General features: G+C 50.4%; 22 protein-coding genes. 9 read left to right on the forward strand and 13 right to left on the reverse strand.

Going from position 1 to position 26,819, the window contains the following annotated elements; all coding sequences use genetic code 11:
- Positions 1 to 16: 16 nt before the first annotated feature.
- Positions 17 to 841: a hypothetical protein gene (locus ACFMKP_RS00725; RefSeq protein ID WP_382288133.1), complete on the forward strand. Its 825-nt coding sequence runs from the start codon at positions 17 to 19 to the stop codon at positions 839 to 841.
- Positions 842 to 886: 45 nt separating this feature from the next.
- Here ACFMKP_RS00725 and hemL read toward each other — a convergent pair whose 3' ends face one another.
- The 9 genes from hemL to ACFMKP_RS00770 form a co-directional block, all read right to left on the reverse strand.
- Positions 887 to 2,191 (reverse strand): glutamate-1-semialdehyde 2,1-aminomutase, encoded by a 1,305-nt coding sequence (hemL, locus tag ACFMKP_RS00730; RefSeq protein WP_382288134.1) that lies wholly within the window; start codon positions 2,189 to 2,191, stop codon positions 887 to 889.
- Positions 2,192 to 2,436: 245 nt separating this feature from the next.
- A complete protein-coding gene (gene hemB / locus ACFMKP_RS00735; protein ID WP_382288136.1) occupies positions 2,437 to 3,444 on the reverse strand; it encodes a porphobilinogen synthase in 1,008 nt (335 codons plus the stop codon).
- The gene (locus ACFMKP_RS00740) at positions 3,441 to 4,241 is read right to left on the reverse strand and encodes a uroporphyrinogen-III synthase (protein WP_382288138.1); all 801 of its coding nucleotides are present in this window, start codon (positions 4,239 to 4,241) and stop codon (positions 3,441 to 3,443) included. Before ACFMKP_RS00740 ends, hemB begins: the two co-directional genes overlap by 4 nt.
- Positions 4,242 to 4,400: 159 nt before the next feature.
- Positions 4,401 to 5,303: a hydroxymethylbilane synthase gene (hemC, locus tag ACFMKP_RS00745; RefSeq protein WP_382288140.1), complete on the reverse strand. Its 903-nt coding sequence runs from the start codon at positions 5,301 to 5,303 to the stop codon at positions 4,401 to 4,403.
- Positions 5,304 to 5,596: 293 nt separating this feature from the next.
- The gene (gene hemH, locus ACFMKP_RS00750) at positions 5,597 to 6,514 is read right to left on the reverse strand and encodes a ferrochelatase (protein WP_382288142.1); all 918 of its coding nucleotides are present in this window, start codon (positions 6,512 to 6,514) and stop codon (positions 5,597 to 5,599) included.
- Between the two features lie 271 nt (positions 6,515 to 6,785).
- On the reverse strand, positions 6,786 to 7,811 hold the full coding sequence (gene hemE / locus ACFMKP_RS00755; protein ID WP_382288144.1) for a uroporphyrinogen decarboxylase: 1,026 nt from the start codon (positions 7,809 to 7,811) through the stop codon (positions 6,786 to 6,788).
- Positions 7,812 to 7,908: 97 nt separating this feature from the next.
- Positions 7,909 to 8,607 (reverse strand): chlorite dismutase family protein, encoded by a 699-nt coding sequence (locus ACFMKP_RS00760; protein WP_110514033.1) that lies wholly within the window; start codon positions 8,605 to 8,607, stop codon positions 7,909 to 7,911.
- Between the two features lie 46 nt (positions 8,608 to 8,653).
- Complete coding sequence (gene hemA / locus ACFMKP_RS00765; RefSeq protein ID WP_382288146.1) at positions 8,654 to 9,901, reverse strand: glutamyl-tRNA reductase; 1,248 nt, start codon at positions 9,899 to 9,901, stop codon at positions 8,654 to 8,656.
- A gap of 93 nt (positions 9,902 to 9,994) precedes the next feature.
- Positions 9,995 to 10,618 (reverse strand): helix-turn-helix domain-containing protein, encoded by a 624-nt coding sequence (locus ACFMKP_RS00770; protein ID WP_054534885.1) that lies wholly within the window; start codon positions 10,616 to 10,618, stop codon positions 9,995 to 9,997.
- A gap of 296 nt (positions 10,619 to 10,914) precedes the next feature.
- On the opposite strand from ACFMKP_RS00770, the gene ACFMKP_RS00775 reads away from it, so the two are divergent.
- From ACFMKP_RS00775 to ACFMKP_RS00790, 4 genes are all read left to right on the forward strand, one after another.
- Positions 10,915 to 12,831 (forward strand): S8 family peptidase, encoded by a 1,917-nt coding sequence (locus ACFMKP_RS00775; RefSeq protein WP_382288148.1) that lies wholly within the window; start codon positions 10,915 to 10,917, stop codon positions 12,829 to 12,831.
- 163 nt (positions 12,832 to 12,994) lie between these two features.
- On the forward strand, positions 12,995 to 14,059 hold the full coding sequence (locus ACFMKP_RS00780) for a hypothetical protein (RefSeq protein ID WP_382288150.1): 1,065 nt from the start codon (positions 12,995 to 12,997) through the stop codon (positions 14,057 to 14,059).
- 130 nt (positions 14,060 to 14,189) lie between these two features.
- Complete coding sequence (locus tag ACFMKP_RS00785; RefSeq protein WP_382288152.1) at positions 14,190 to 15,212, forward strand: hypothetical protein; 1,023 nt, start codon at positions 14,190 to 14,192, stop codon at positions 15,210 to 15,212.
- A gap of 361 nt (positions 15,213 to 15,573) precedes the next feature.
- Positions 15,574 to 16,899 carry a hydroxymethylglutaryl-CoA reductase, degradative gene (locus ACFMKP_RS00790; RefSeq protein WP_382288154.1) on the forward strand — a complete coding sequence of 442 codons (1,326 nt, stop codon included), beginning with the start codon at positions 15,574 to 15,576 and terminating at the stop codon, positions 16,897 to 16,899.
- Between the two features lie 64 nt (positions 16,900 to 16,963).
- Here the strand turns inward: ACFMKP_RS00790 and ACFMKP_RS00795 are convergent, their stop codons facing one another.
- The 3 genes from ACFMKP_RS00795 to ACFMKP_RS00805 all read right to left on the reverse strand — a co-directional run bounded on the left by ACFMKP_RS00795 (position 16,964) and on the right by ACFMKP_RS00805 (position 19,145).
- Positions 16,964 to 17,800 (reverse strand): acetyl-CoA carboxylase carboxyltransferase subunit alpha, encoded by an 837-nt coding sequence (locus ACFMKP_RS00795; protein ID WP_382288156.1) that lies wholly within the window; start codon positions 17,798 to 17,800, stop codon positions 16,964 to 16,966.
- A 21-nt stretch (positions 17,801 to 17,821) separates the two neighbouring features.
- Positions 17,822 to 18,718: an acetyl-CoA carboxylase, carboxyltransferase subunit beta gene (gene accD, locus ACFMKP_RS00800; RefSeq protein ID WP_382288158.1), complete on the reverse strand. Its 897-nt coding sequence runs from the start codon at positions 18,716 to 18,718 to the stop codon at positions 17,822 to 17,824.
- A gap of 61 nt (positions 18,719 to 18,779) precedes the next feature.
- The gene (locus ACFMKP_RS00805) at positions 18,780 to 19,145 is read right to left on the reverse strand and encodes a hypothetical protein (protein ID WP_382288160.1); all 366 of its coding nucleotides are present in this window, start codon (positions 19,143 to 19,145) and stop codon (positions 18,780 to 18,782) included.
- 88 nt (positions 19,146 to 19,233) lie between these two features.
- Between ACFMKP_RS00805 and ACFMKP_RS00810 the strand changes: the two genes are divergently transcribed.
- The 3 genes from ACFMKP_RS00810 (at position 19,234) to ACFMKP_RS00820 (ending at position 21,859) form a co-directional block, all read left to right on the forward strand.
- The gene (locus ACFMKP_RS00810; RefSeq protein WP_382288162.1) at positions 19,234 to 20,025 is read left to right on the forward strand and encodes an aminoglycoside adenylyltransferase domain-containing protein; all 792 of its coding nucleotides are present in this window, start codon (positions 19,234 to 19,236) and stop codon (positions 20,023 to 20,025) included.
- Between the two features lie 123 nt (positions 20,026 to 20,148).
- Positions 20,149 to 20,925 carry a GNAT family N-acetyltransferase gene (locus ACFMKP_RS00815; RefSeq protein ID WP_382288164.1) on the forward strand — a complete coding sequence of 259 codons (777 nt, stop codon included), beginning with the start codon at positions 20,149 to 20,151 and terminating at the stop codon, positions 20,923 to 20,925.
- A 7-nt stretch (positions 20,926 to 20,932) separates the two neighbouring features.
- Entirely contained in the window at positions 20,933 to 21,859 is a 927-nt protein-coding gene (locus tag ACFMKP_RS00820) for a lysophospholipid acyltransferase family protein (protein ID WP_382288166.1), read from the forward strand.
- On the opposite strand, the gene ACFMKP_RS00825 is transcribed toward ACFMKP_RS00820, so the two are convergent.
- Positions 21,856 to 23,235, reverse strand: coding sequence for an ATP-binding protein (locus ACFMKP_RS00825; RefSeq protein ID WP_382288168.1), 1,380 nt, complete (start codon positions 23,233 to 23,235; stop codon positions 21,856 to 21,858). The two genes, ACFMKP_RS00820 and ACFMKP_RS00825, sit on opposite strands and share 4 nt — an antisense overlap.
- Before the next feature lie 192 nt (positions 23,236 to 23,427).
- On the opposite strand from ACFMKP_RS00825, the gene ACFMKP_RS00830 reads away from it, so the two are divergent.
- Positions 23,428 to 26,694: a type ISP restriction/modification enzyme gene (locus tag ACFMKP_RS00830; protein WP_382288170.1), complete on the forward strand. Its 3,267-nt coding sequence runs from the start codon at positions 23,428 to 23,430 to the stop codon at positions 26,692 to 26,694.
- Positions 26,695 to 26,819 lie beyond the last annotated feature (125 nt).

Raw genomic sequence — 26,819 nt, forward strand, 5'->3', positions numbered from 1 at the left:
TTGAGGAGTACAGAGTATGACGGTTTATAAGTCGCCTGTTGGCAAATATGGAATTCCATTTATCATTATTCTCCTTATTGTTACTGTTATAGCTGCCACTGATTCAATTATTGCTGCAATGGTTTGTCTATTGCTGGCTTTAATTCCAATTGGCTTTACGTGGTTAGCTTATAAGTGGAAATTTGTTGCAGCTGATGATTATATGCAGATTGATTCGATTGTAGATGGTAAAAAAATTAACTGGAATGATATTATTGCGGTTGAAGATATGACCCATAATAATGGTATGTATCAAATTAGAGCTGTAAGCAAAACTCAAATATTTGCAATATCTCGTTCAATGTTAAAACCAAAAGATTTTCAATCGATTGTTACCTATATGATCCAAAAAGCTGAAGAATATAAGATTCCATTTAATCGCAATGTTCCAGCTTTACAATCAATCTATTATCGCTACAATCCTAATATAGTATCTAAATTTGGCTCGTTTTCGCCACCATTGCAGCAAAAAGCATCGATGTGGGCATATGCGTTGTTTGTTGGATTAATGATTGGTTGCCACTTTTTCATCCAACAGATTGATAATCACAATCCCGCTAATAGTATGAATCCATTATTTTTAATTGCACCGGCAGCCCTAGCTGCTTTTCACTGGGCTTTTTTATTGATGGCTCAATTTCCACAAAACTTACGAGCAATTGAGCATAATCAGCGTGAACAACACGATCAGATGTTTGTGCCAACTGTAACATCAGCACAACCCTATCGTTTGCCGTTTGCCCTCGTTTCATTAATTTTGCTGGCTGTGCTTGGCTGGATTTATTGGTATTTGACCAATTGAGGGAATGCAGCGCCAGCTTAATTTAACTTGGCGCTGCTGGTTATTTTAGCCGCGAATCCTGGCAAAAGCAGCTTGGGCCGCGTTGATGGTTTGGGCGACAAGCTCATCGCTATGCGCAATCGAGACAAAGGCAGCCTCGAATTGCGATGGCGCAAGATACACGCCTTGCTCAAGCATGGCATGGAAGAATTTGCCAAACATGACGGTATCGGCCCGTTTCGCCGACGTGAAATCGTAAACTTCATCGCCAGCGAAGAAGAAGCCCCACATGCTGCCAGCTTTATGCGCTTGGAAGGGAATGCCATTTTTGAAGGCTGCTTTCCAGAAGCCTTGGCAGAGCGTCGAGGTTACGCCAGTCAAGCGCTCGAAAACTTCGGGCTTGGCAATTTCGCGCAGCGTTTGAATGCCTGCAACCATCGCCAATGGGTTGCCCGAAAGCGTACCAGCTTGATACATGTTGCCTGCTGGCGCGACCATTTGCATAATTTCACGTCGCCCGCCATAGGCCGCCGCTGGCAAACCACCACCAACCACCTTGCCCAAACAGGTCAAATCGGGCATGACGTTGAAATAGGCTTGTGCGCCGCCATAGGCTACACGAAAGCCCGTCATCACTTCGTCGAAAATTAATAACGCGCCATGCTGATCGCAAAGTTGGCGTAAGCCTGCCAGATAGCCTTCGCGTGGCAGCACAAAGCCCATATTGCCTGCGACTGGTTCGATTACCAAAGCGGCAACTTGACCAGCATTGGCTTTAAACAAGGCCTCAACCGCATCAAGATCGTTAAATGGCGCAGTTAATGTGTTGCTGGTGGCGCTTTTCAACACGCCCGGGCTATCGGGCAAGCCCAGCGTTGCCACACCTGAGCCAGCTTGAACCAAAAATGGATCGGCATGGCCGTGATAGCAACCCTCGAATTTGATAATTTTTTCGCGTTGGGTGTAGGCGCGGGCCAAGCGAATTGCGCTCATCGTGGCCTCTGTGCCCGACGAAACAAAGCGCACCATTTCGACGCTTGGCACGGCAGCAATCACCAACTCGGCCAATTCGCTTTCAAGCTCGGTTGGTGCGCCAAAGCTGGTGCCGCGTTGGGCTTGAGCACAAATTGCTTCGACCACCGCTGGGTAGGCGTGGCCAAGAATCAACGGCCCCCACGACAAGACATAATCGATATATTGATTACCATCGATGTCGTAGAGATAAGCTCCTGCGCCTCGATCGATAAAGCGTGGCACGCCGCCAACGCCGCGAAAAGCCCGCACTGGGCTATTAACGCCGCCTGGTAAAAGTGCTTGGGCGCGTTCAAAAGCCGCGCTGGAAGCATCGTTGATCACGTTTTGTATCTCCATATGTCTTGAGGATCGGGGATCGGGGGCTGGGGATCGGTTTTGAAACCACGAAGCCACGAGATTGTAACCACGAAGGACACGAAGAGCACGAAGGATGTTTGTATATTCTATGCTATGCCTGCTATGCTCAATCCGATCCCCAATCCCCAACAGCCGATCCCCAGCCCTATGTTCTATGCTCTATGGTCTTACTCTGCGTCTCTGCGTTAAATAATTTCTGATCCCTCGTCCCTGAATCCTGACCCCTATTCTTTCAACCACTTGGCTACGTCTTTGGCATAGTAGGTGATGATCATGGTTGCGCCAGCGCGACGAATTGCCAACAAGCTTTCGAGCGCCACTCGTTGCTCGTCGATCCAGCCATTGGCGGCGGCAGCTTTGATCATGGCGTATTCGCCACTGACTTGATAGGCGGCCAAGGGCAGATTGAATTCGTCGTAGACTGCGCGAATAATATCCAAATAGGCTCCTGCTGGCTTGACCATGAGCCAATCGGCTCCCTCGGCCACATCGAGCGCAACTTCGGCGATTGCCTCGCGCGCATTGGCCGCATCCATTTGGTAGGAACGACGGTCGCCAAATTGAGGTGTTGATTCGGCTGCTTCGCGAAAGGGGCCGTAAAAAGCCGAGGCAAATTTAGCAGCATACGACAGAATAATTGTGTCGTGATAGCCTGCTTGGTCAAGGCCATGGCGAATTGCAGCAATTTGGCCATCCATCATAGCGCTTGGTGCAACCACATCGGCTCCTGCTGCTGCATAGGCAACTGAAGCGCGGGCTAATAATTCCAAGGTTGGGTCATTATCAACCGTGATTGTTTCTGGCTCGCCGCTGGTCAAAATGCCACAATGACCGTGGTCGGTATATTCGCACATACAGACATCGGCAATCACTACCAAATGCGGCGCTTGTTGCTTGATTGCCCGAATTGCGCTGGGCACAGGGCCGTTCGCATCCCAAGCTGCGCTGCCTTGGGCATCTTTGTGCAAGGGAATGCCAAACAGCAGCACTGAAGGAATGTGGGCTGCAACCAATTCATCAATTTCAGCGCCAAGCTGATCGAGCGAAAGCTGAAATTGACCAGCCATCGAGCTAATTGGCTTGCGAATGTTCTGGCCTTCAACAATAAACAATGGCGCAATTAAGTTATCGACGGTTAATTGGGTTTCGCGCACCATGCGCCGTAATGTGGCGTTGCGTCGCCCGCGGCGTAACCGTCGCTTGGGGATTGGCCCAGCTTCAAATGGACTCATGCCAGTTCCTTTTCGGCGTTGGCCCACTCAACCAGAGCTTCGACTAAGCCTTGAGTTGAATGTTCCGCTGCCTCAATATCAACATGCAAGCCCAAATCAAGCGCAGTTTGGCTCGTAATTGGGCCGATGCTTGCAATAATCGTTTGGTTCAAAAATTCTTGCGAATTGCGCATACCTGCCGCATGCAACGCTTCGATGGTGTAGCGCACGGTTGAGCTTGAGGTGAAGGTTACAACATCAACGTGCTGTTGACGCAGCAACTCAGCCAATTCAACTACCTGTGGATCAGGCACTGTTCGATAGGCGACTAGCGCCGTAACTTCAGCACCACGCGCAGTTAATGCCTCGCGCAACAGTGGGCGGGCAATATCGGCCTGTGGCAAAAAGATCCGTTGACCTGCAACGTCTTGAAATTCGGCCAAAAATTGCTCGGCAACATAGGCATGCGGCACAAAATTGGGCGCATGACCAAAATCGGTCAAAAGTTTGGCCGTTGCTTTGCCAATTGCAGCAATTTTCAATTGATCTAAGGCGTTGCATGGCAATCCCAAAACGCCATAGCGCTCGAACACTGCACGAACTGCATTGGTGCTGGTGGCAAGCAGCCAATCAAAGCGTTCGATTTGGCTCAGCGCCCGATCAAACGCTTGCCAATCGTCTGGTGGCAGCGTTTGAATTGCCGAACAATACAGAACTTCAGCTCCGTTGGCTTCCAAGAGGTGGGCGAACTCGGTCATCTGTTCACGGGCACGGGTCAACACAATTCGCTTGCCCGCTAAAGGTGTGCGCATCGTCATCGTTGCAATCCACAATCTGTTGCTAGCACGTGGCTATGGGCGAGTATTCAATCTGCAATTAATCAATTGTCGGCCTTGGTAGTATACAAGATTATGGCCTGCATGGCCGAAATTCAAGCGTAATCGGCTATGCCAAAAGCGCTGCAAATCGCAACCGATTTAGAGCAATTCGCGCCCACCTTGCTCAAGCAATTGTTGGGCTAAGCTGGCTCCAAGCGCTTGGGCTTGGCTGGCAGCGCCAGTTAATTCGCCACGGACTAAGCGGCCATCAAGCGCGCCAATCATACCGATTAAGTGCAATTGACCAGCTTGATAGGTGGCAAACGCCCCGACGGCAACTTGGCAACCACCGCCAATCGTGGCCAAAAAGGCTTTTTCGGCTTCGGCAGTGGCCCGCGATTCAGCGTGATCGAGCACTTTGAGCAACTCTGCCACCCGTTGATCGCCCGCGCGAGCTTCGATGCCCAAAATGCCCTGCGAAACCGCCGGAGTCATTTCGTAGGGATCGAAAAATTGGCTCACGCGATCCAATAATCCCAAGCGTTGCAAGCCTGCTGCTGCCAACACAATTGCGTCGTATTGGCCTTCATCGAGCTTGCGCAACCGTGTATCAACATTGCCGCGAATATCAATAATTGTCAGATCGGGGCGTAAGTTGCGCAATTGTGCGGCGCGGCGTGGGCTGCTGGTGCCAACTTTGGCCCCATGGGCTAAATCTGCCAGCGTGTGCCCTTCTGCTCCAACCAAGACATCGCGCGGGTCAGCCCGTTCAGGGTAAGCCGCAATCGTCATATCGGGAGCCAAAATTGAAGGCAGATCTTTGGCGCTATGAACCGCCAAATCGACCTTGCCACTGCGCATGGCATCTTCAATTTCGCTGACAAACAAGCCCTTATCGCCAATCGCCGCCAATGGTCGATCCAAAATCGCATCGCCTTTGGTCGTGATATGCTCAAGCTCAATCGTCAAGTGCGGATGCGCTGCCAACAACGCATCGCGCATGGCGTGAGTTTGCACCAAGGCCAATTGGCTTTTGCGAGTTCCAATGGTTAATCTATTCATGCTGTTCATTCTTGCTAGCGTAAGCGACGAATCAAACTTCCCCTCACCCCAACCCCTCTCCCACTGCGGCGGGCGAGGGGCTTTTGGTTTGGTGGTTCCCCCTCGTCTGCTGGGCGGGAGACGCAGAGGGCTTTAATCCCCCTGTGCCTCCTCAATGACGATTGGTGGTTTGCAACCGATGTTTGATGAACCTTAAAATCAGGAGTTTTCAGCCGAAACTGTTCTTTCCCCCTTCGTGATCTTCGCGCTCTTCGCGGTTGCCGAACCCTGACCCCTAATCCCTGACACCTTTTTTATTGGCCAGTCACGACGGTTTTGAGCAAATCGACGAAGGCAGGATCATCGTTGAGCAACTGAATGCGCTCAAGTTGCAAGCCTAGTTCATTGGCTTTGTGCTTGCCCTCAATATCAATATCGTACAGAATTTCGAGGTGGTCGCAGACAAAGCCAAATGGCACTTGTAGCACATACTTTTTGCCTTCAGCAGCCAGTTCGGCCAAGGTATCGAGCACATCAGGCCCCAGCCATGGCTCGCCGGTTTCGCCTTGGCTTTGATAGGTAAAGCGCCAATCAGGCAATTCGAGCATTTCGGCAATGCCTTTGGCGCTGCCCAACAACTCCTCTGGATAGGGATCTCCCCAAGCCAAAACGCGTTGCGGCAAGCTGTGGGCGCTAAACAGCACCGTCACTTGATCGCGCACCTCGGCAGGAAATAACGCCAGGGCTTCGCTGATGCGGCTGGCAATCAAATTGCGAAATTTTGGCTGTTCCTGCCAGCTATTGATCATCTGCAACTCGATGTTGGTATTAAATTCTTCGTTGGCGCGATCAACTTGTTTTTGATAGCCGCCAATGCTGATTTTTGAATAATGGGGGGCAAGCGCCAGCCCAATCACTTTGCTAATGCCATCAGCATGAATTTGCTTGACCACATCGGGAATCAATGGATGCCAATATTTCATACCAAAATAGACCTGATATTGACCAGGAAATTCGGCATCAAGTTGGGCTTGCAGTTGGTCGGTTACCGATTTGGTTAGGGTGGTCAGTGGCGTATGGCCCCCAACTGCCCGATAGCGAGCTGAAAGATTTTCGACTTGCTCAGGCGTTGGCATGCGCCCACCACGCACATTGATGTAGTATTGCTCAACTTCATCGATAGCGTTGGGCGTGCCATAGGCCATCAGCAAGACCGCTGTTTTTGCTGACATAATGTTCCTCATTCTTTAGTTATGATCCACGAAGCGCACGAAGGACATGAAGGCTTGAAACCGCGAAGATCACGAAGATCGCGAAGCTTTCTCTTTCCAAAGCCTTACGCTTCATCCTTCGATACTCTGCGCCTCTGCGTTAAAGCACGATTACGAAGGCTTGAAACCGCGAAGAACACGAAAAGCACGAAAAATTATTTATGTTCTATGCTCTATGCTCTATGTTCTCCAATTTCCTGACCCCTAGCCCCTATCCCCCGACCCCTATGTTCTATGCTCTATGTTCATGAACAAACGCCACCAAGCGTTCGAGATTCGCCACCGGAGTTTGCGGGTGAATGCCATGGCCAAGGTTGAAAATATGGCCTGGGCGACCGTCGATTCGGCGCAAAATATCGGCAGCTTGTTCGCGCACATATTCCCAAGGCCCGAGTAAGACTGCTGGGTCAAGATTGCCTTGGATTGCTTTATCGTCGCCAATTAATTGCCAAGCTTCGTCGATTGGAATCCGCCAATCGGCCCCGAGCACTGAGCCACCATCGTTGCGCATCAAAGGCAACAAATTGGTGGTGTTGGTGCCAAAGTGAATCAACGGAATGTTAGTTTCTTCACGCAAGGTTTTGAGAATGCGGGCGGTGTAAGGTTGCACGAAGGTTGCATAATCGTGGGGGCTTAAACAACCAACCCAGCTATCGAACAGCTGCAATGCATCAACCCCAGCCGCAAGTTTTACCCGCAAATAGCTAATTGTCAGGTCGGCCAAGCGTTCCATGAGCGCATGCCACACGTTGGGGCTGCCATACATCATGGCTTTGGTATTCAGAAAATTCTTCGAGCCTTTACCTTCGACCAAGTAGGCGGCCAAGGTAAATGGTGCGCCAGCAAAGCCAATTAACGGGATTTGGCCCAATTCTGCTTTGAGCAAATGAATCGATTTGCTAATGTAGGGCACATCAACTTCTGGCTCGATTGGCCGAATCCGATTAACATCGGCCATGGTGCGAATCGGGTTGGCAACCACAGGGCCGATACTTTCGACCAAATCAACGCCCACGCCAGTCGCAATCAATGGAGTCATAATGTCGGCAAACATAATCGCTGCATCAACGCCCAAGCGGCGCACTGGCTGCAAGGTTACTTCAGCACACAATTCTGGCTGATAGCAAATATCCATAAAGCCATATTGCTCGCGGATGGCACGATATTCGGGCAGCGCACGGCCTGCCTGTCGCATAAACCAAACTGGGGTCGTATCCACAGCTTCACGGCGACAAGCCCGTAAAAATCGATCTTGCATAGTGATTGTTCTATCCTTTGATGGTTGATGAATCGTTGCGATCAAAAAGCCGAGCCAGCATTGCGCATTGCACGCCAAATCTGGCTCGGCTGACAAACTAAATCATTGCCAAAGCTTCACGAATTGGCCGATTGACCCCGGTGATGATTGGCGTGTCGTTGAGCGTATAGCGGCGCGCTTCGGTCGAGCGCAGCGCAATCACCAATTCTTCAAAGCGGGGCAAGCTATCGGTTTCATAGGCCACAATAAATTCATGGTCATCGATGCCGGTGGTGTAGAGCAACACTTGGCGCACATCTGCATACTCGTGGCCAACCCGAATGTGCTCATTCATCATGCCTTGGCGGGCATCGCGACTCATCAAATACCATTCTTTGGTTTTGCTGAAGGGATAAACAATCAAATATGGTTCGCGATCTTCGAGGTCGATCGCTTGCTCTTGGGTGGTTGGGCGCTTGGTGTAGTTGGAAGTACGAGTAAAGCCATAGTAAAGGTTGGTTTGCTCAAAATAGGCTCCGATGCCAGTTTGCAGTAAGCGGCTGGTCATCTCTTGCATCGCCACTGGCGAGGTGCCTTTGCGCCATAGCAACAAATCGGAATTGAGCTTAAAGCCAATCGTGCTATACGAATAGGTCACAATTGAAGGATAGGCCTCTTCGACCACTTGGGCAAATTGTTCGCGCAAGTCTTCGCGGGCTGCTGCTGGCAAGCGTCGCCATTCGGGAGCGGCCTTGAAGGTGGTGTATTGAACAAACAATTGGCCTTCGGTTGAATTTGGCAATTTAACGTCTTCCATGGAAGTTTAATTCCTTTATAACAGTGATGGCCCTAACCATCTGAGCTTATGCGATTGCCTCAAAATCGAGGCGAAACAATTGCTGTGCGGCGTGCGCCAGCTGTGGGCTGGCAGCAGTATCTTTAATCGCCCGCATCGGCTGATGTAATAATTTATTGATAATCGCGCTGGTCAAAGCTGAAACCGCAGCCTGTTCTTGCTCGGAAAGATTCAAGCGCGCCAAGGCTCGTTCAAGCTCAGCCAGCCGAATTGCTTCGGCATGGGCGCGTAAGGCGCGAATCGTTGGCAAGACGGCTTGGGTTGACCACCACTCCTGCCATTTGACCAATTCGCGTTCGACGATCGTTTCGGCTCCGGCTACTTCGGCTGCTTTGCTGGCGCGATTGCGTTCGCAGATTGCCTGCATATCGTCAACATCGTAGAGCCACACATCGGCCAGCGCGCCAATATGGCGATCAATATCGCGAGGCACGGCCAAATCGAGCAATACCCATGGGCGTTGACGTTGCGCTTGCAAGGCTTGAGCCTGTTCCAAATCAAGCATCAACTCAGGCGATGAAGTACAGCTAATCACCACATCGCTGGCTTGTAAGGTCGCCAGTAGCTCGCTCATGGGCTTGGCAACAACCTTGTGATGCTCGGCCAAACGGGCGGCGCGTTCAAAAGTTCGGCTCAGCACCGTGATGTTGCTGGTATGTTCGAGATAGTGTTTGAGCGCCAATTCGCCAGTGCGGCCAGCCCCAATAATCACCACCGAACGATTGCTAAGCTCGATATGTTGGCGCGCTAGGCTAAGGCCAACCGAAACCACTGATAATTGAGCATGGGCCAATTGGGTTTCGGTGCGTACTAGCTTGCCCGTGGTTAGCGCTGCCTGAATCAAACGATGCATGGTTGTTCCTAACAGCTCGGTTTGTTGGGCGGCAGTATAGGCAGTTTTGATTTGGCTTAAAATTTGGGCCTCACCCAACGCCATTGAATCCAAGCCCGAAGCCACCCGAAACAGGTGGCGCACTGCATCATCATCGATATAGGTATACAAATGGGGCATCAATTCATCAAGATCGATGAAGCGTTGCTGGGCTAAAAATTGGCGCAACGAACGCCCGCCATCAGCCTCAGCCACCAGCGCATACAATTCCACCCGATTGCAGGTTGAAAGGATAAAGCCCTCAACGGCAATCTGGCCAAGATTATGCAGAGCTTGAGCTAACTCGGCCTCGGCAAAGGCGATTCGCTCGCGAATTGAAATTGGGGCCGTGCGTTGATGTGCCCCCACAACCACCAGTTGCACAGTAAACTCCCAGTAAAAAGCAAAGCGCTATTTGCATCGAGCGCAAGAATCATGAAGCGCGAAAGTTTGGTCGATGCCAATTGAGGTTTGCACTTACGAGCCTGCTTGTTCAAAACCTTCGATTGTTCCGAGCAACGTTGCATCCATAAACAAATCGAGGCGTGTCCGCAGTTCTACGACGGTTGCCACATCGATTGGACGGGTCGATTGTGGCTTGGCCAACTGGGCAAACGCCCGCCGAAAAAACAGAAAGGCCTCAACCGTATCGTGCATCGAGACTCCCATTTCGCGAGCTTCGCGCCCATAGGTGGCCCCAACCGCCTTGGCTTCAGCCAAAATCCGTTCATCAAGCTCATTACTGTTGACATATTGCATCAACATCCCAAATAAGCGTTGGCCTAAGCCACGCATGCGCTCGGTGGTTGGGTTGGTGTCAAAGCGGGCATGCCAGCCTTGGCCCATCAACTCGCGCGTATCAAGATGCCAATGGCGGGTTTGGCCCAATTCGGGCACTGGCTGATGATCAGGCTGTTGCTGATTGACCATGCGTTCAACTGCTGCCCGCTGAAAGCGGCGATGGCCGCCAAGCGTGCGTTTGGTTGGCACTAAACCAGCATCGCCCCAACGGCGAACCGTTGAAGGCGCAACCCCCAGCAAATCGCTGGCCTCGCTCAGTGAGATCCATTCTGGATCGATGTCGATGCTTAATTCTGTCATGAATCTATAAAATCTACCAAATCTACCATTGAAAATCTATCACTGGTATTGTATCTAAAAGCTGCTTAAGTGTCTAGTTGACAAAACACGCAATTAACGACACGTCACAATTGCTAACAATTGCTGCAACCTTCGGCCACGTAGTGCGTAAGGCTCTCAGCAATTGGGATGAGTGGGGTACTAGTAGAAGCTATAAATTTGGCATATTGTCGATTTAGTAGGCCTGCTGGTATAATAGACCCTTGTAGAGGAGAACCGACTCTCCCCACTTTTAACTGAAATGAGTGAGGCACCGTATGCAACGAACCGTTCGCATGGGGTTGCTGTTGCTGTTAGCGTTTGGATTCATGCCCTTGATTCAACGCCCAGCCCAAGCAGCATCCTTCGATGATCAGATTATTGCCGATGAGATTCTGGTAACGTTTAATAATGGCTATCGCGTCAGTGCGAATGGTGCATTCTTTGAAGGTTCGAAGGCTTTGGAAAATGGCCTCGGCATTGGCCCGTTGCTGGCAGCCAACCAACTCGATGGCATTGGCCAAGTTGCGATGCTAAAACTGCCTGCTGGCAGCAATGGCGATGCCAAAATCGCTCAATTGCTCAAAAATCCAGCCGTGCGCTATGCTGAATACAACGCAGTGCGCAAAACCCTTGTCGATCCTAACGATGAATATTATGCAGAGCAATGGGGCTTACCCAAAATTGGAGCCAATGGCGCTTGGGATATGACCCAAGGCAATGGCTTGGTGATTGCAATTATTGATACTGGGGTTTCAATCACCCACCCCGACTTGGCAGGGCACGTATTGCCTGGCTACAACGCCTTAGAAAATAATGGCAATAGCCACGATGATGAAGGCCACGGTACGGCCATGGCTGGGATTGCCGCCGCTGTGACCAATAACGGTCAAGGCGTGGCAGGTCTCTGCTGGAACTGTCAGATCTTGCCAGTGAAAGTGCTCAACAGCGAAGGCGAAGGTACCGCAGCCGATATTATCGAAGGCATGTATTGGGCTGCTGATAATGGGGCGCGGATCATTAGCATGAGTTTAGGCGGCCCACGGGCTGTACGAGCCGAACAAGATGCTGTGAATTATATTTACAATAAAAATATTCCGCTGTTTGCCTCAGCTGGCAATTCAGGCAACAAAGGCAATCCAACCATCTATCCTGCTGCTTTTGACCATGTGATTGCGGTTGGAGCAAGTAACTACAAAGATGAGATTGCTAATTTCTCATCCTATGGCAATTATGTTGATATTGCTGCTCCCGGGGTCGATATTGCCACAACCAATTGGGATGGTGGCGATGGCTATGCTATTGGCAGCGGCACCTCGCCTGCTTGTCCGTTTGTAGCTGGTACGGCTGCGCTTGCCTTGAGCGTTTGGCCTGAATTGACCGTTGATCAAATTGAAAAATTGATTACTGGTAGCTCAGTTGATATTATGACTCCTGGCAAGGATGTTTATAGCGGCTATGGACGGCTTGATACTTACAAGACCGTACAAAATGCTGTGTTGCGCACCATTCCTGGTGAACCACAACCACAGCCACCAACCCCGCCAGCTCCGCAGCCGCCAACGCCCGAGCCACAACCAGGCAATCATGCATTTGTGCCTGTTGGTGCGCCACCGTTGCCAGCTCCAGTTGGCGAAGTATACTTCCCTGAAACTGGCCACAATTTGCGTGGCGAATTCAAAAACTATTGGGATCGCAACGGCGGTTTGGCCGTATTCGGCTACCCAATCAGCGAAGAATTTGTTGAACAAACGCCCGAAGGCTCGTTTACCGTGCAATATTTCGAGCGCCAACGCTTTGAGTTTCACCCTGAAAAAGCTGCCCCATACAACGTATTGTTGGGCCGCTTAGGTGATTCAGTTTTGCGGGATCGCGGCGATGATTGGTTCACTTTCCCCAAAGGCCAACCAGAAGCTGGCTGTCTCTACTTTGAGCAAACTCAACACAAAGTTTGTGGCGAGTTCCGCAAATATTGGGAAAACAATGGGCTGAACGATCCTGCCTTGAGCAAATATGATCGCAGCTTGCAATTGTTTGGCTTGCCATTATCAGAGCCAACCACCGAAACCAACCGCGATGGCGCAACTGTCACCACCCAGTGGTTTGAACGCGGGCGCTTCGAATATCACGAAGGTAGCGGTGTACTGCTTGGGTTGTTGGCCAAAGAATATGCCAACAATCGTAATTGGCGCTAAAAAAGCATAGGACGGCTGAAGCCGGCAAATCTCTTGGGCTGGCTTCAGCATCTCATACATGGGAAACGCCGCTCGATTCGGTTGTGAGAGAACAACCGCCAATGGCATCCAACTTGATGAAGAGTTGCGTTAAGTAGGTTTTAGGCTGCCGAAAGCAGCATATTTGGATGACTTTGTGGTTTTACGTCGGATTTTAGGAATCGTGACTGCAGCCCTTGCGGTGGTTACTCTCTCTGTTCAACCTCGCTCAACCACCGCTGCCGAACCAATTAAGCTTGATACCCAATGCTTTGATGTACCCGGCATCACCAACTGTCTCGATGACAAATTTTTGACCTATTGGAATGGCAATGGTAGATTGCCAGTATTTGGCTATCCAATCACCGCTGCTGCTAATGAAGTTAATCCTGATACGCAGCAAAGATATTTGACCCAATGGCTCGAACGCAATCGCTTTGAGTTGCACCCAGAAAATGCAGGCACGCCTTACGAAGTGTTGTTGGGCTTGTTGGGCAAAGAACGGCTGGCCCAATTGAATCGCCAAGTCGAGCCACGCGAAGCTGGCCCGGTTGATGGCTGTTTGTGGTTTGAGCAAACTGGCCATAACGTCTGTAATCAAGCAGGCGATTTGGGCTTCAAGAGCTACTGGCAATCGCATGGCTTGAAGATCGATGGCTTGGATACCTACGCTCGTTCGTTGCAATTATTTGGCTTGCCGTTGACCAGCGCCCAAACTGAAACCAACGCCAACGGCGATACCGTGGTAACCCAATGGTTCGAGCGCGCTCGTCTCGAATGGCACCCAAGCAACCCTGACGAGTTCAAGGTGCTTTTGGGCTTGTTGGGCAAAGAAATCATTGATGGCCGCAGCCAACCAATTCCAACCCCAACCCCAGCGCCAATTCCAAGCCCAACCCCAACTGATCCTTGTGCTAGCACGCCTGATCCAGTTTCAGCACGGATCAGCCCAGCCCAATGTGGCCCTGCTGGAACCGTCTTCAGCTTCGATGTCTATGGCTTCCAGGCAAACGAAGAGGTTGGCTTCTGGATCACCGATCCAAATGGTAACATTGTTGGAACAGCAGACACCCTGAATATTGGACCACGAGGTGCAATTAGTGTACTTGATTTCAACACCCGTGGTCTCTACCCTGGTACATGGCAATTTACCATGCAAGGTGTATCGAGTGGCCATGCTGCAGTCGTCTACTTTACGATTACGCAATAAGTTTAGTTGATTGAACTGCTTAGTTGGTTTAGAATCCCAGCCAATTGCTTGTAGCAATTGGCTGGGATTTTGTTATGATGAGGCAATCCCATCAGTCTAGATGCTGTTCGCAGCATGTTTGGAGGAATTCGTGAGTGTACTCCGTCGAATGTTTGGTTTGGCGACTGCAACCCTCGCCGTAGCAGCCTTGGCTGTTCAGCCCCGCCCAACCGCCGCCGCCGAACCAATCGTGCTTGAAACCCAATGTTTCGATGTGCCTGGCATTACCGCATGTTTGGCCGATGATTTCTTGGCCTATTGGAAGAACAATGGTGGTTTGCCAGTGTTCGGCTATCCCATCGCTGAAGCAGGTGATGAATATAATGTCGATAGCGATGCTAATTATTGGACTCAATGGCTCGAACGCAATCGCTTTGAGTTGCACCCAGAAAATGCGGGCACGCCTTACGAAGTCTTGCTAGGTTTGTTGGGCAAAGAACGACTTAGCCAACTTGGCCGCGACGCTGAGCCACGCGAAGCTGGCCCGGTTGATGGCTGTTTGTGGTTTGAAGAAACTGGCCACAACGTCTGTAATCAAGCAGGCAATTTGGGCTTCAAGAGCTACTGGCAATCACATGGCTTGAAGATTGATGGCTTGGATACCTACGCTCGTTCGTTGCAATTGTTTGGTTTGCCCTTGACCAGCGCCCAAACCGAAACCAATGCGAACGGCGATACGGTGGTAACCCAATGGTTCGAGCGTGCTCGTCTCGAATGGCACCCAAACAACCCTGACGAGTTCAAGGTGCTTTTGGGCTTGCTCGGCAAAGAAATCATTGATGAATGGTCGCAGCCAGTGCCACCAGAACAACAATGTGAGAATACACCTGATCCACGATCGGCCAATATTCGGCCTAGCAAATGTGTTCAAGCTGGCACGGTCTTATTCTTTGATTTTTATGGCTTCCAACCAAACGAAGAAGTTATTTTGTGGATTACTGATCCAGCAGGTGAAACCTATAAATTCGATGAAGGTGATACGATTGGCGCAAACGGCTCGCTCGAAAATGCTGAGTGGGTAACCGATGGCTCAGAAACTGGGCTGTGGTTGATTTCGTTGGAAGGCAAAACCAGCAAGCATATTGCTGATGTCTATTTCACGGTTCTGCCATAATCTGACCTCTTAGCCTCAAAAAGCTCCACAGCTACCGAAAGCTGTGGAGCTTTTTTTATTAGGCTGCGTAGTACTAAGGTAGGCTAGCATTCGAGGCTCGTTGCTGCTAGGCTATCGAATACGGCCTAAAGCTACTCAACCACGCCTCAGCCCATTTTGCCACGTGAGTGCCAATTTTTCAAGCATTGGGTTACCATCCTTCGGTATGTAATCTGCGTAGAACGGCTAGCGGTAGCTAAATCGACAGCGGAATGAGAGGTTTTGACAGCTTTTTGACTAGGTTTGCCATGCGTCACATGCTACACTTCAGCCGTCTACAACATGCTGACCCAATTTTTGGCGACAGAGGAGCTTCGTTCTGATGAAAGCAAAAAATAGCCGTTTACAAGGATTTTACCAACTTTCGCCGCTTGATCGTTTGCAAGCCGTAGGGGCTTTTGATGGCTTGAACAACGATGATTTGCGGGCGCTGCATGGCGCTGGCAGCTTAACGATTGAACGCGCCGATAAGATGATTGAAAATGTGGTTGGTACTTATAGCTTACCTTTGGGCATTGCGACCAACTTTCAAATTAATGGCAAAGATACCTTAGTTCCAATGGTTGTCGAAGAGCCATCGATTGTGGCTGGCGCTTCGTTTGCGGCCAAACTGGCCCGCGAAGGCGGCGGTTTTTCGACCAGCAGCACCGAATCGTTGATGATTGGCCAAATTCAATTGGTGCATATCGCCGATCATGCTACTGCTAGCGAAATTATTTTGCAGCACAAGGCCGATTTGCTGGCAATTGCCAATCGCCAAAGCACCTCGTTGGTTGGCTTAGGTGGCGGGGCCAAGGATGTCGAAGTACACTCGTTTCCTGCTAGCCCAATGGGGCCAATGTTGGTGGTGCACCTGATTGTCGATTGTTTGGATGCCATGGGTGCTAACGCGATTAATGCGATGGCTGAAGCTGTTGCGCCGCGCTTAGAGGCCTTAACTGGTGGACGTGCTTATTTGCGAATTCTCTCTAACTTGAGCGATCGGCGTTTGGCAACTGCGCGCTGTGTGATTCCAGCCCGCGCGTTGGATCGCTCGGATCTGCGTGGCGAAGATGTGATCGAAGGGATTTTGTGGGCTTATGCCTTCGCCGCCGTCGATCCCTATCGCGCAACGACCCACAACAAAGGCATTTTGAATGGCATTGACCCAGTTTTGTTGGCAACCGGCCAAGATTGGCGGGCGATTGAGTCGGGAGCGCATGCCTATGCCGCCCGCGATGGCCGCTATACCTCGTTGACCACCTGGGAACAAGATGCTGAAGGTAATTTGGTTGGCACATTGACCATGCCATTGGCTGTTGGGATTGTTGGGGGCGCAGTCAAGGTGCATCCAACAGCGGCAGCTGCCTTAAAATTGTTGAATGTTAGCTCAGCCCGCGAATTGGCGGAGGTCTGTGTGTGTGCTGGTTTGGCTTCAAACTTGGCTGCAATGCGGGCTTTGGCAACCGAAGGCATTCAACGCGGCCATATGAGTTTGCACGCCCGCCAGATTGCCATGAGTGCTGGCGCTCCACCAGCCTTGGTCGAGGAAGTTGCCGAGCGTTTGATTGCTGAACGTTGCATTAAACCAGCTCGTGCCGCCGAAATTGTGCGCGAAATGCACGAAACCTATGCCTTGCAACGCATCGAGGTTGGGGTTCCCTGCTAAAACCAACAAGTTCCTTAAGCCAAAAAGGCCAGCACCTCGTAGACAAGGTGCTGGCCAGACTTTTTTAAGCCTCGACAATTTCGCTTTGAGCTTGGCGAAAACGCCCAATGGCACGATATTTGGCATAGCGTTGGTCAAGCAATTGGTCAAGCGTGAGTTCGCTCAGCGTGCTAAGTTGCTCACGCAGGGCATTGCCAACCGCATGCACAATTGCTGGCACATCCATATGCGCGCCACCCTCTGGCTCAGGAATAATCAGATCGGCAATCCCAAAACTGTGCAAATCTTGGGCGGTGATTTTCATGGCTTTGGCTGCTTCCGAGGCTTTGCTCGAATCGCGCCAGAGAATTGCCGCACTCGCTTCTGGCGAGGCAACTGAATAAACAGCATGCTCAAGCATCAACAAACGGTCGGCAACCCCGATTGCCAAAGCGCCCCCAGAGCCACCTTCGCCAATGACCGTCGCAATAATTGGCACTGGCAAATCGGCCATAACCAACAAATTACGGGCGATGGCTTCTGCTTGACCGCGCTCTTCGGCGGCCATGCTTGGGTGCGCGCCAGCAGTATCAATCAGGGTCAAGATCGGCATATTGAATTTTTTGGCATGCTCCATCACCCGCAAGGCCTTTCGATAGCCCTCTGGATGTGGCGATCCGAAGTTACGCCGCACATTTTCTTTGGTATCGCTGCCCTTTTGATGGCCGATAATCGCGACGCTGCGACCATCGATTTTGCTAATACCACAGACCAGCGCTTGATCGTCGCCATGATGGCGATCGCCACGGAGTTCAAAAAAATCTTCACACAGCACTCGAATATAATCAAGTGTGCGTGGGCGTTGGGGATTACGGGCGATTTGCACCTTATCCCAAGGCAATAATTCAGTTAACGTTGTCACGTTTTGACCTCTGCGTGGGGCTTATTGGTGGCCCGCTACGACATGTTCGCGATGATCAGCCGATGATGTGGGTCGTTCATACAAGCGCAGCAAGCGCCCAATGGTGGCCCGCATGTCCGAGCGTGGCACGACTGCATCGATCATGCCATGTTCAAGGAAAAATTCTGCGGTTTGGAAGTGTGGCGGTAATTTCTGGCGAATGGTTTGCTCGATGACCCGTCGCCCAGCAAAGCCAATATTCGCGCCTGGCTCAGCCAAAATAATATCGGCAACCGAGGCATACGAGGCCGAAACGCCACCATAGCATGGGTCAACCAACAACGAGATATGGGGTTGGCGGACGCGGGCCAAACGAGTCAGCGCCACCGAAACTTTGGCCATTTGCATTAACGCAAAAATGCCTTCGTGCATGCGCGCCCCGCCTGAAGCGTTGATCGTCAAGACTGGCACACCGCGATCGGCGGCACGTTCAACAGCGCGAGCGACCTTTTCGCCAAAGACGCTGCCCATCGAACCGCCCATGAAATCGAAGTTACAGGCTGCAATTTCAAAGGGCAAGCCTTCAATGCTGGCGCTGCCGCTCATCACCACGTCGTTGGTGCCGGTGCGTTCGCTGGTAGCGGCCAATTTGGCTTCGTAATTATCTTTGGGGCTAACAAAGCCCAAAATATCGATGCCTTGCAAATCTGCATCATGCTCAACGAACGAATCAGCATCGGCCAAAATTTCGATCCATTCGCGTGAGCTAATCCGCGAGTGATAGCCACATTTTGGACAAACTTTTAATGCATCATTGAATTGTTTTTGATAAGTCAATTCGCCACAGTTGGCGCATTTGGTCCAGACATTATCTGGTATCTGTTGCTCACGCCGCGAAGACGTGAAGGGTAACGGCGCACGCCGAAAAAAATCTTTCAAATCATGAACCTCCACGGTCATTGTTGAGCCGTATTGGGATTATAGCATAGCACGCAGTGCGTCATAGCCGGATATTTTTGAAGCGTTTCAGTTTTTGCCAAGGCTGCATAAAAACGAACAATGTTAACCCAAAAGCGCCTAGCGGTCGATAGATTAACCAGATCGCTAGCACAACGTTGTGTTCCCAACCAACAAGCTGATTAACTGGAATCGAGCCTTGATTGGCAAAAATACAGCTTTCAGGGCTATAGCGACTGGCTGGGCTGTACCAGCTGTCGCCAAGCTGGTTGGCTTGGGCATGCACAGTGCAAATGCGCTCAAAATAGAAGTGCTGCATGAGCAAGGCGGGAATCAGTAATAGTGCCACAAACACGCTACAAAATCCAATCAGCAATATGATGATCCGTTTATTGGAATGCTGTTGCATAGCTGCTCCTTGATCGGGCTTGTTGCCGATGTGCGCTTGCCCGTTTTGCGCCACAATCGCTAGGCTCTCGTTTTGAAAGGAGGCTCGAATGCAGCCTAACCGAATTAATCACCCTGAGCTTGAAGCTGTTTTGGCCATTTTGGTTACAGAGTTACAAAACCTGCTTGGCGATCAGCTCTTAGCGGTCTATCTGAGCGGCTCGATTGCGCTCGGCGATTGGGATGACGCGAGTGACGTAGATTTTATGGTTGTATTAAAAGACGAGCTTGATTCGGCCCAACTTCCTCCATTACAAGCGTTGCACGCCGCGATTTATGGGTTGCCTTCGGTCTGGGCGCAACATCTCGAAGGCTCGTATATTTCTCAAGCCTTGGTACGCCGCGCCGACCCCAACAAAACCCAGTTGTGGTATTTGGATAATGGCAGTTCGCAGTTAATCCTATCGACCCATGATAATGAATTGGTGATGCGCTGGACGGTGCGCGAATATGGCATTGCCTTGTTTGGGCCGCCGCCAACCAGCTTGATTGAGCCGATTGATCCAGCTGAGCTGCGCCAAGAAATTCGCAATACAATGCACGATTGGGCCGCCGAGATGCAGGCTGGAAAATATCCAATCAACAATCAATGGGCGCAAGCGTTTACTGTGATTAGTTATTGTCGCATGTTGCAGAGTTTAGCAACAGGCCGGATTCACTCAAAACGGGCTGGGGTTGCATGGGCGCTCGCCAATCTTGCCCCCAAATGGCATCCTTTAATTGAAGCAGCATGGGCCAATCGGCCAAATCCCAGTCTCAAATATCGTACAGCTGCTGATCCTGCCTTGGCTGCTGAAACCATGAATTTTGTGCGCGCTTGTTTGGAGCGTGCGCCACGTTAGCAAAAGCTGCCGATGCAGAAATTTTACTTAATTTAACATAATTGTTAACAATTCAATCGCAATTGATTAAAGCAAGCAGCCTAGGCTAGCGCTGTGACCCATCATCACAAAGGAGCCAACGCTATGACGCTTGCAACGATCAGCAGCACGACCCCACGTCTGACGGTTAAGTGTGCCACGACGAGCGCCGAAATTGAGCAAGCCTTGCGCTTGCGCTACCGCGTTTTTGTTGAAGAAGCCAATAATTCGCGGCTTTGGAACGAACATGGGCTTGAATTCGATGTTTTCGACCAATGGTGCGACCATTTGTTGGTGATCGACCAAAATTCTGAGCAAGTTGTTGGCACTTACCGTTTGCTGCCTGGCGAACGAGCCTTGGCCCATCAGGGGTTTTACTCGCAAACCGAATTTGAGCTTACGCGCTTTGCCCATTTGCGCAACGCCTTGGAGCTTGGCCGCAGTTGCATTGCCGCCGATTATCGCGGCACGCGGGCAATTCAAATGCTCTGGGGCGGAATTGCCAATTATCTGGCTGAGCGGCCACATAGTCATTTGATTGGCTGCGCCAGCATGAACCACGATGAATTGCCTGATGTCAGTGCCTTGTATAGCATGCTGCGTCAACATAACGTAATTACCGATCGTTATAACATTCAGCCCTTGGCCAGCCACCGCATGCCTGATTTGCGCTGCTTGCCAATGACCTGTAGCGAGCGCGAAATGGTGCGCCGCTTGCCGTCATTGATCAAAGGTTATCGTTGGATGGGTGCTGAATTGGCGGGCGAGCCAGCCTACGATCCTCTATTTCACACCACCGATTTCTTTGTGGTTTTTGAAACCAACCAAATGACCAAGCGCTACCAACGCCATTTTGCCAGCTCGTATCAAGCAACGGCCTGAGGCGACGATGTATCAACTGCTTGCTCAATTGACCACCAATCCGCAGCGTTTGGCGCGCGTTCGGCGTATTGGCGGCTGGTTGCCACAACGCTTGGTTATTGGCCTTAGCTGGATGTTGGCCGTTGGTTTGTATTGGTTTATGCCGCGTTTGCGCCGTCATTTGCATGCTAACCTGGCCTATGTGCTGCTTGATAGCTCGTGGCTAGGGCGGACTGGGATTGGCGTGCGCTATCTCCAGCATATGCTGTTGTTGCTGTATGAAGTGCTGATTGGTATTGAGCGTTTGACTAGCGAGCATGTGCTGCTGGAAGGAACAAAGCATATTGAGGCTGCCTTGGCCCAAGGGCGCGGTGTGATTCTCTACACGCCCCATCAAGGCAATTTCTTTTATAGCTACTGGCGTTTGGCGCAGCGCTACAATTGCTTGACGGTTGGCACGGCTGGTAGCCCTGAGTTGCGGCCACTCTACGAGCAGTTTCATCAGCTTGGCTGTGCTGGCTTTGATTACGATGCGACCTCGCCGCGCGAGTTAATTCGGGGGTTGCGCCAGCATCTACAAGCCAATGGCGTGGTGTTTTTGTTGGGTGATTTTTGGCGACCGAATTTCCCTGAGGCCAGCTTTTTTGGCTTGCAATCGCGTACACCCCAAGGCGCAGCAACCTTTGCGCTCGAAGATAATGTGCCGATTGTACCGTGTTATAGCCTGCGCGAAGGCAAGCGCCATCGGCTGATTTGCCAAGAGCCGTTGCATTTGGGCCGCAGCTTTGGCCGCAAACAACGCCGCGAGGCCACCGACGAACTCAACGAGTGGATGGCCTCAATTATTAGCGAAAACCCCAGCCAATGGCTGTATTGGTTCAATTGTCAAGAACGTTGGGAAGGCGACGACCAGCGTTTGCACCAGCAAAGTGTTGGCCAAGCCCTAGCGGCTTAGCGCAAAATATAGTAGGTTGCGCGTTTTTGGCCAATCTTCAAAATCAAACCCCGATCAACCAGATCCGAGAGATCGCGGCGAATCGTTTCGGGCGAAACATCGGGGCTGAGGTCTTGCAGATCGCGATTGGTAATTCGGCGATTCTCAGTTAAAAAGACCAAGGCTCCGATTTGGCGTTCGTTCAAGCCCAAGGCTTCCCATTTAGCGGTATCGATAATCGACGTGTTGGCGACATTCATGCCTTTGTTGCGCAGCGTTACCAAAAAGCCAGCGGCAGTTTCGCGAAATTCTGGTGGTGGCAAGCCTGCATCGGCCATTTGGCGCTGCATGCGGTCGATGCCATAACCAAGCCGTTCGATCAAGCCCAAATCGGCCAGCACTTGAACCAACGTTTCGTTGCGGCTAAAACGTTCGGCGGCAATATTATCGATCGTGACGTGGCCCGGCAAGCGGCCTGGGCTATACACTTCCAGCCGATCGACAAACATTGCGATTCGAATTCCCTCGCCGCGCACGGTATAATCGCGGTGGGCCACAGCGTTAACCAACGCTTCGCGCACAGCAGCAGGTGGATATTCTGTCCAATCTTCACGTTCAAGGCCAACCATGCGCGAGCCACGGCGCATATGCTCGCCAAGCCAAAGCTCTGCTCGTCGCACTTGATCGGGCAAGGTGGTTCGAATATCAACCCGCTCAAATTCATCGCTCATTTCGTTGCCAGTGTAGCGCACCAAGGTCAACTCGCATTGCGGGTAATCGCGCTCGGTGGTGATGCTAAACAGCAACATTCCAGCATTAGTTGGTTGATAAACCGCTTGATTATCGCGGGTAAGGCAACCGCGGCGATACAGCCAACCCAAGGGATCGCCATCGGCGGGCGGGCCAATGCGCGCCACATACGATTGAATTTTCATCTCGCTTAGATCGCCCATTGCGACATTTTCTGGGCGAACCCGTTCCCAGCCAACCTCGCCGCGCTCAATCAGCAATTGGCGCAAGGCATTGGGTGGAATGGGCGCATTGCTTGGGCCTTCACGGCGCAAATATTTGCCATGCAAGCTATACACATTCGGCAAGCCTGGCGGAACTTCGATCAACAACACCGTTTGTTGGTTGCTAGTAAGTTGTTGGGGCAATGGGAGCACTAATGGCGGAGTACAGGCCAATGCTGCCTCTAGCGCTGCTTCTTCTGCTGCCTGAATATCTTGAACACCCTCGACTTTGGGCCTAACCCGCCCACTGATGCCAATGACTGCGCTACCGCCGTTGCCATTAGCAAAAGCCACTAACGTTTCAGCCAAATCCTCAGGCCGAAAGCGTTCGCGGAAACAGGCTAGCATCTCACTTTCGCCGTTTTCAAGTAACTGTTCAAGCATACACAACCCCAAACATTCAATAGGGCTGCAATTATAGCATAGGGCTTGGTTCTTTGTCCGATCAATTGGCTAAAGGAAAGTTATGGGTTAGAAACGCTTAAAACCCTTTCTTAGTTATTGCAGATCTAACTTTTTCAGGGTATAACAATGCTTGGGTATTTGTAAAAATGGATATTTGCTGGGAGGTCGATTTTGCTCAAAGAACTACAGGCGATTGCGAGTGATTTAACTCAAAAATGGCAAACCGTAGCCCAATTTAATCCTGAAGATCAATTGAAGTCAAGTGTTGAAAAGATTATTAAAGAGATCTGCCAAACTATGCTTGGCAATTCGCAAATTAATGTTGTGACTGAAGTTCAAGAGCGATCTATCGCTGGTAGGCCGGATATGGGCGTTTCTCAGGCGGGCTTAATTATTGGCCATATTGAATTAAAAGCGCCTGATAAAAAGGCTGACCCGCGCAAATTTGCCGCTAAAAGTGCCGATGCCAAACAATGGCAAAAATTCCAACAATTGCCAAATCTGATTTATACCAATGGCAACGATTGGTTGTTGTTTCGTTCTGGCGTTCTTGTTGAGAATCGACGAGTTAGTTTCATTGGTGATGTTACGAGCGACGGTGCAAGGGCAATCAACAAGGCGAATGTTGATAACTTGATCGAGCTTATTCGTGATTTTATGTTGTGGCAGCCCACTGTACCGCGTAACCCTAAAGAATTGGCCCAACTATTAGCACCGCTGTGCCTTTTGTTGCGCAGCGATGTTTTAGAAGCTTTACCAGACCCCGAATCTCCTTTAAGCATTTTGTTCAAAAATTGGCAAACATATCTGTTCGCTGATGCCAGTGACTTTGAATTTGCTGATGCCTATGCCCAAACTATGGTTTATGCCTTATTGTTAGCGCGGCAAAATGGCTTGGCATCAATCACGATCGATCAGGCGGTTAGTAATTTGCGTACAGGCCATCGCTTGCTGTCCGATACGCTCAAGCTATTAGGAGATTTGGATGCCCGTGAGGTAATTGCTACCTCGATTGATGTGATTGAACGAATTATTCAGGCAGTTGATTCGTCGATTTTTGCTAGTGGCGGTGATCCATGGCTCTATTTTTATGAAGAGTTTTTGGCTGCCTATGATAACAATTTGCGCAAACAGCGTGGGGTTTACTACACCCCGATTGAGATTATTCAGGCCCAAGTTGGCTTAGTTAATCAGTTGTTGACTCAGTATTTCAAAGCACCTTACGGAATGGTTGATCCTAAGGTCGTCACGCTTGACCCAGCCACTGGTACTGGAACCTATCTCTTAACTGCCTTGCAAGAAAGCCTCAATCTGGTTGATCGTGATCGCGGCAAGGGTTTACGCACCCAGTATGCTAGTTTTGCTGCCCAAAATATGCATGCCTTTGAATTACTGGTTGGACCATATGCGGTTGCCCATTTGCGGTTTTCGCAGGCAATTGCCGCCGAAAAGGCTCAATTGCCCGCCGATGGGGTGCATGTGTATTTGTCCGATACCCTTGATTCACCTAATAATGCCCCGCCCCAGCAATTAACTTTAGTGCTAAAAAGCCTGAGCCAGGAACAAAAACGTGTAGCAAAGGTAAAGCAATCAACCGAAGTATTGGTATGTATTGGCAATCCACCCTACAATCGCCAAATCATTGATGAAGAGCAACAAGATAAGGTTGAACGTAAGGGTGGCTGGGTACGGTTTGGAAGCAAACACGAACCTCCAATTTTTAATAGCTTCACTCAGCCAGTTATAGATGCAGGAAAAGGTGGTCATCTTAAAAATATCTATAACGATTATGTGTATTTTTGGCGTTGGGCAATGTGGAAGGTTTTTGAACAACCCCAATCGCAACAAGGTGGAGTGATTAGTTTTATCACGGCCTCATCGTATTTGCGTGGCCCAGGTTTTGCAGGGATGCGCCAACACATGCGCCAAATCTTCGATGAGTTGTGGCTAATCGATCTAGGAGGCGATAATATAGGCGCACGTAAAACAGAAAATGTGTTTGCAATTGAAACACCAGTGGTCATTGCAGTAGGTGTACGCTACACTTCACCAAAACCAACTCAACCTGCAACTGTCCACTATTGTTGTATAGAAGGTACAACAGAAGAAAAATTAGCCCAAATAGCCAAGGTCAAACAATTTAGCGACCTCGTCTGGGAAGCTTGTGGCACAGGATGGTTTGATCCATTTATTCCTGCAGCAAGCGGAGCTTATGCAACATGGCCTAAAATAACCGATTTGTTTCCATGGCAAATTAGTGGCATGCAATATAAACGGACATGGCCAATTGCGGCAAATCAATCAACCATACAGCGCCGTTGGGAGTATTTTATTAAAGCAGAAAATAAAGCAGAACTATTTAGCGAAACCCGTGATCGCAAGGTTGATAAGCTGTATGGTACATTAACCGATAAAACAACCCGCTTGCCAGCGCTCAGACGCTTAACCGATCCTAAAATACCTATTACAATTGAACAAATTGGCTATCGCAGTTTTGATCGCCAATGGGCAATTGTTGATAATCGGGTTGGCGATTTTTTACGGCCCGATTTGCATACCGCCAATAGCGAACATCAAATCTATCTTACCAGTCTACTTACAGATGTACTTGGTTCAGGTAGTGCAGCAGTTATTAGCCATCTAATCCCAGACATGCATTATTTCCGCAATCGCGGGGGCAAAGATGTTATTCCCTTATGGCGTGATGCGGCGGCGAGCCAAGCCAACGTGCCAGCAGGGTTATTAGACCACCTTGCTAGTGAGCTTGGCTTCGAGCTGAATGCGCTTGATCTCATGGCCTATTGCTATACCCTATTGGCAAGCCCAACCTATACTGCACGTTTTGAAAGCGAGCTACGCACGCCGGGGCCGCGTATTCCAATCACCAGCAATGGCGAACTTTTTCGCACAGCAGTAAGTTTGGGTAAACGCCTGATTTGGCTGCACAGCTATGGCCAACGCTGTGTGCCAAGCGATCAACCAAAGGGTATCGTGCCACGAGGGCAGGTGCGATGCGATGTTGGCACAAGCCAAAGCGAATATCCTAACGTCTATCATTACGATGAACAACAGCAACAACTTACCATCGGCACAAGCGGTGTATTTAGCCATGTTCGGCCCGAGGTATTTAATTTCAGCGTTTCGGGCTTGAAAGTTGTACAATCTTGGTTGGGCTATCGGATGTCCGACCCAGCTGGGCGCAGTTCATCGCCGCTTGACAAAATCTTGCCCGAACGCTGGGAATTTGATGATGAATTGCTAGAACTGCTGTGGCTGCTTGATCACACAATTGATCTGCAACCTCAACTCGCTGAACTGCTTGAGCATGTACTGAATTCGCCGTTGTTGCTTGCTGATGATTTGCCAGAACCTAGCGATCTAGAACGAGCCGCGCCCAAACCAATTAAACAAACTCAGACCAAAATGCCGCTTCAATAATCCAGCGTTGTGTTGAGTGTATGATTTGGTTGTGGCCTAGCGCCTCGCCCGCGCGTGGGGGAGCAGTCTACCGAAAGACCATGGGTTTGCCGCGATTCGCGGCGCTGCCACCAAACTAAAAGCCC

The sequence above is a fragment of the Herpetosiphon sp. NSE202 genome (genome assembly GCF_042688385.1).
Taxonomy (GTDB): Bacteria; Chloroflexota; Chloroflexia; order Chloroflexales; family Herpetosiphonaceae; genus Herpetosiphon.

What these genes read in the sequence shown, in the direction of transcription:
- ACFMKP_RS00725 (WP_382288133.1), top strand. Translation starts at nt 17, where the DNA reads ATGACGGTTTATAAGTCGCCTGTTGGCAAATATGGAATTCCATTTATC.
- ACFMKP_RS00820 (WP_382288166.1), top strand. Translation starts at nt 20,933, where the DNA reads ATGTATCAACTGCTTGCTCAATTGACCACCAATCCGCAGCGTTTGGCG.
- ACFMKP_RS00775 (WP_382288148.1), top strand. Translation starts at nt 10,915, where the DNA reads ATGCAACGAACCGTTCGCATGGGGTTGCTGTTGCTGTTAGCGTTTGGA.
- hemH (WP_382288142.1), bottom strand. Translation starts at nt 6,514, where the DNA reads ATGTCAGCAAAAACAGCGGTCTTGCTGATGGCCTATGGCACGCCCAAC.
- ACFMKP_RS00815 (WP_382288164.1), top strand. Translation starts at nt 20,149, where the DNA reads ATGACGCTTGCAACGATCAGCAGCACGACCCCACGTCTGACGGTTAAG.
- ACFMKP_RS00770 (WP_054534885.1), bottom strand. Translation starts at nt 10,618, where the DNA reads ATGACAGAATTAAGCATCGACATCGATCCAGAATGGATCTCACTGAGC.
- ACFMKP_RS00805 (WP_382288160.1), bottom strand. Translation starts at nt 19,145, where the DNA reads ATGCAACAGCATTCCAATAAACGGATCATCATATTGCTGATTGGATTT.
- ACFMKP_RS00810 (WP_382288162.1), top strand. Translation starts at nt 19,234, where the DNA reads ATGCAGCCTAACCGAATTAATCACCCTGAGCTTGAAGCTGTTTTGGCC.
- ACFMKP_RS00760 (WP_110514033.1), bottom strand. Translation starts at nt 8,607, where the DNA reads ATGGAAGACGTTAAATTGCCAAATTCAACCGAAGGCCAATTGTTTGTT.
- hemC (WP_382288140.1), bottom strand. Translation starts at nt 5,303, where the DNA reads ATGAATAGATTAACCATTGGAACTCGCAAAAGCCAATTGGCCTTGGTG.
- hemB (WP_382288136.1), bottom strand. Translation starts at nt 3,444, where the DNA reads ATGAGTCCATTTGAAGCTGGGCCAATCCCCAAGCGACGGTTACGCCGC.
- ACFMKP_RS00740 (WP_382288138.1), bottom strand. Translation starts at nt 4,241, where the DNA reads ATGACGATGCGCACACCTTTAGCGGGCAAGCGAATTGTGTTGACCCGT.
- ACFMKP_RS00790 (WP_382288154.1), top strand. Translation starts at nt 15,574, where the DNA reads ATGAAAGCAAAAAATAGCCGTTTACAAGGATTTTACCAACTTTCGCCG.
- ACFMKP_RS00825 (WP_382288168.1), bottom strand. Translation starts at nt 23,235, where the DNA reads ATGCTTGAACAGTTACTTGAAAACGGCGAAAGTGAGATGCTAGCCTGT.
- hemE (WP_382288144.1), bottom strand. Translation starts at nt 7,811, where the DNA reads ATGCAAGATCGATTTTTACGGGCTTGTCGCCGTGAAGCTGTGGATACG.
- hemL (WP_382288134.1), bottom strand. Translation starts at nt 2,191, where the DNA reads ATGGAGATACAAAACGTGATCAACGATGCTTCCAGCGCGGCTTTTGAA.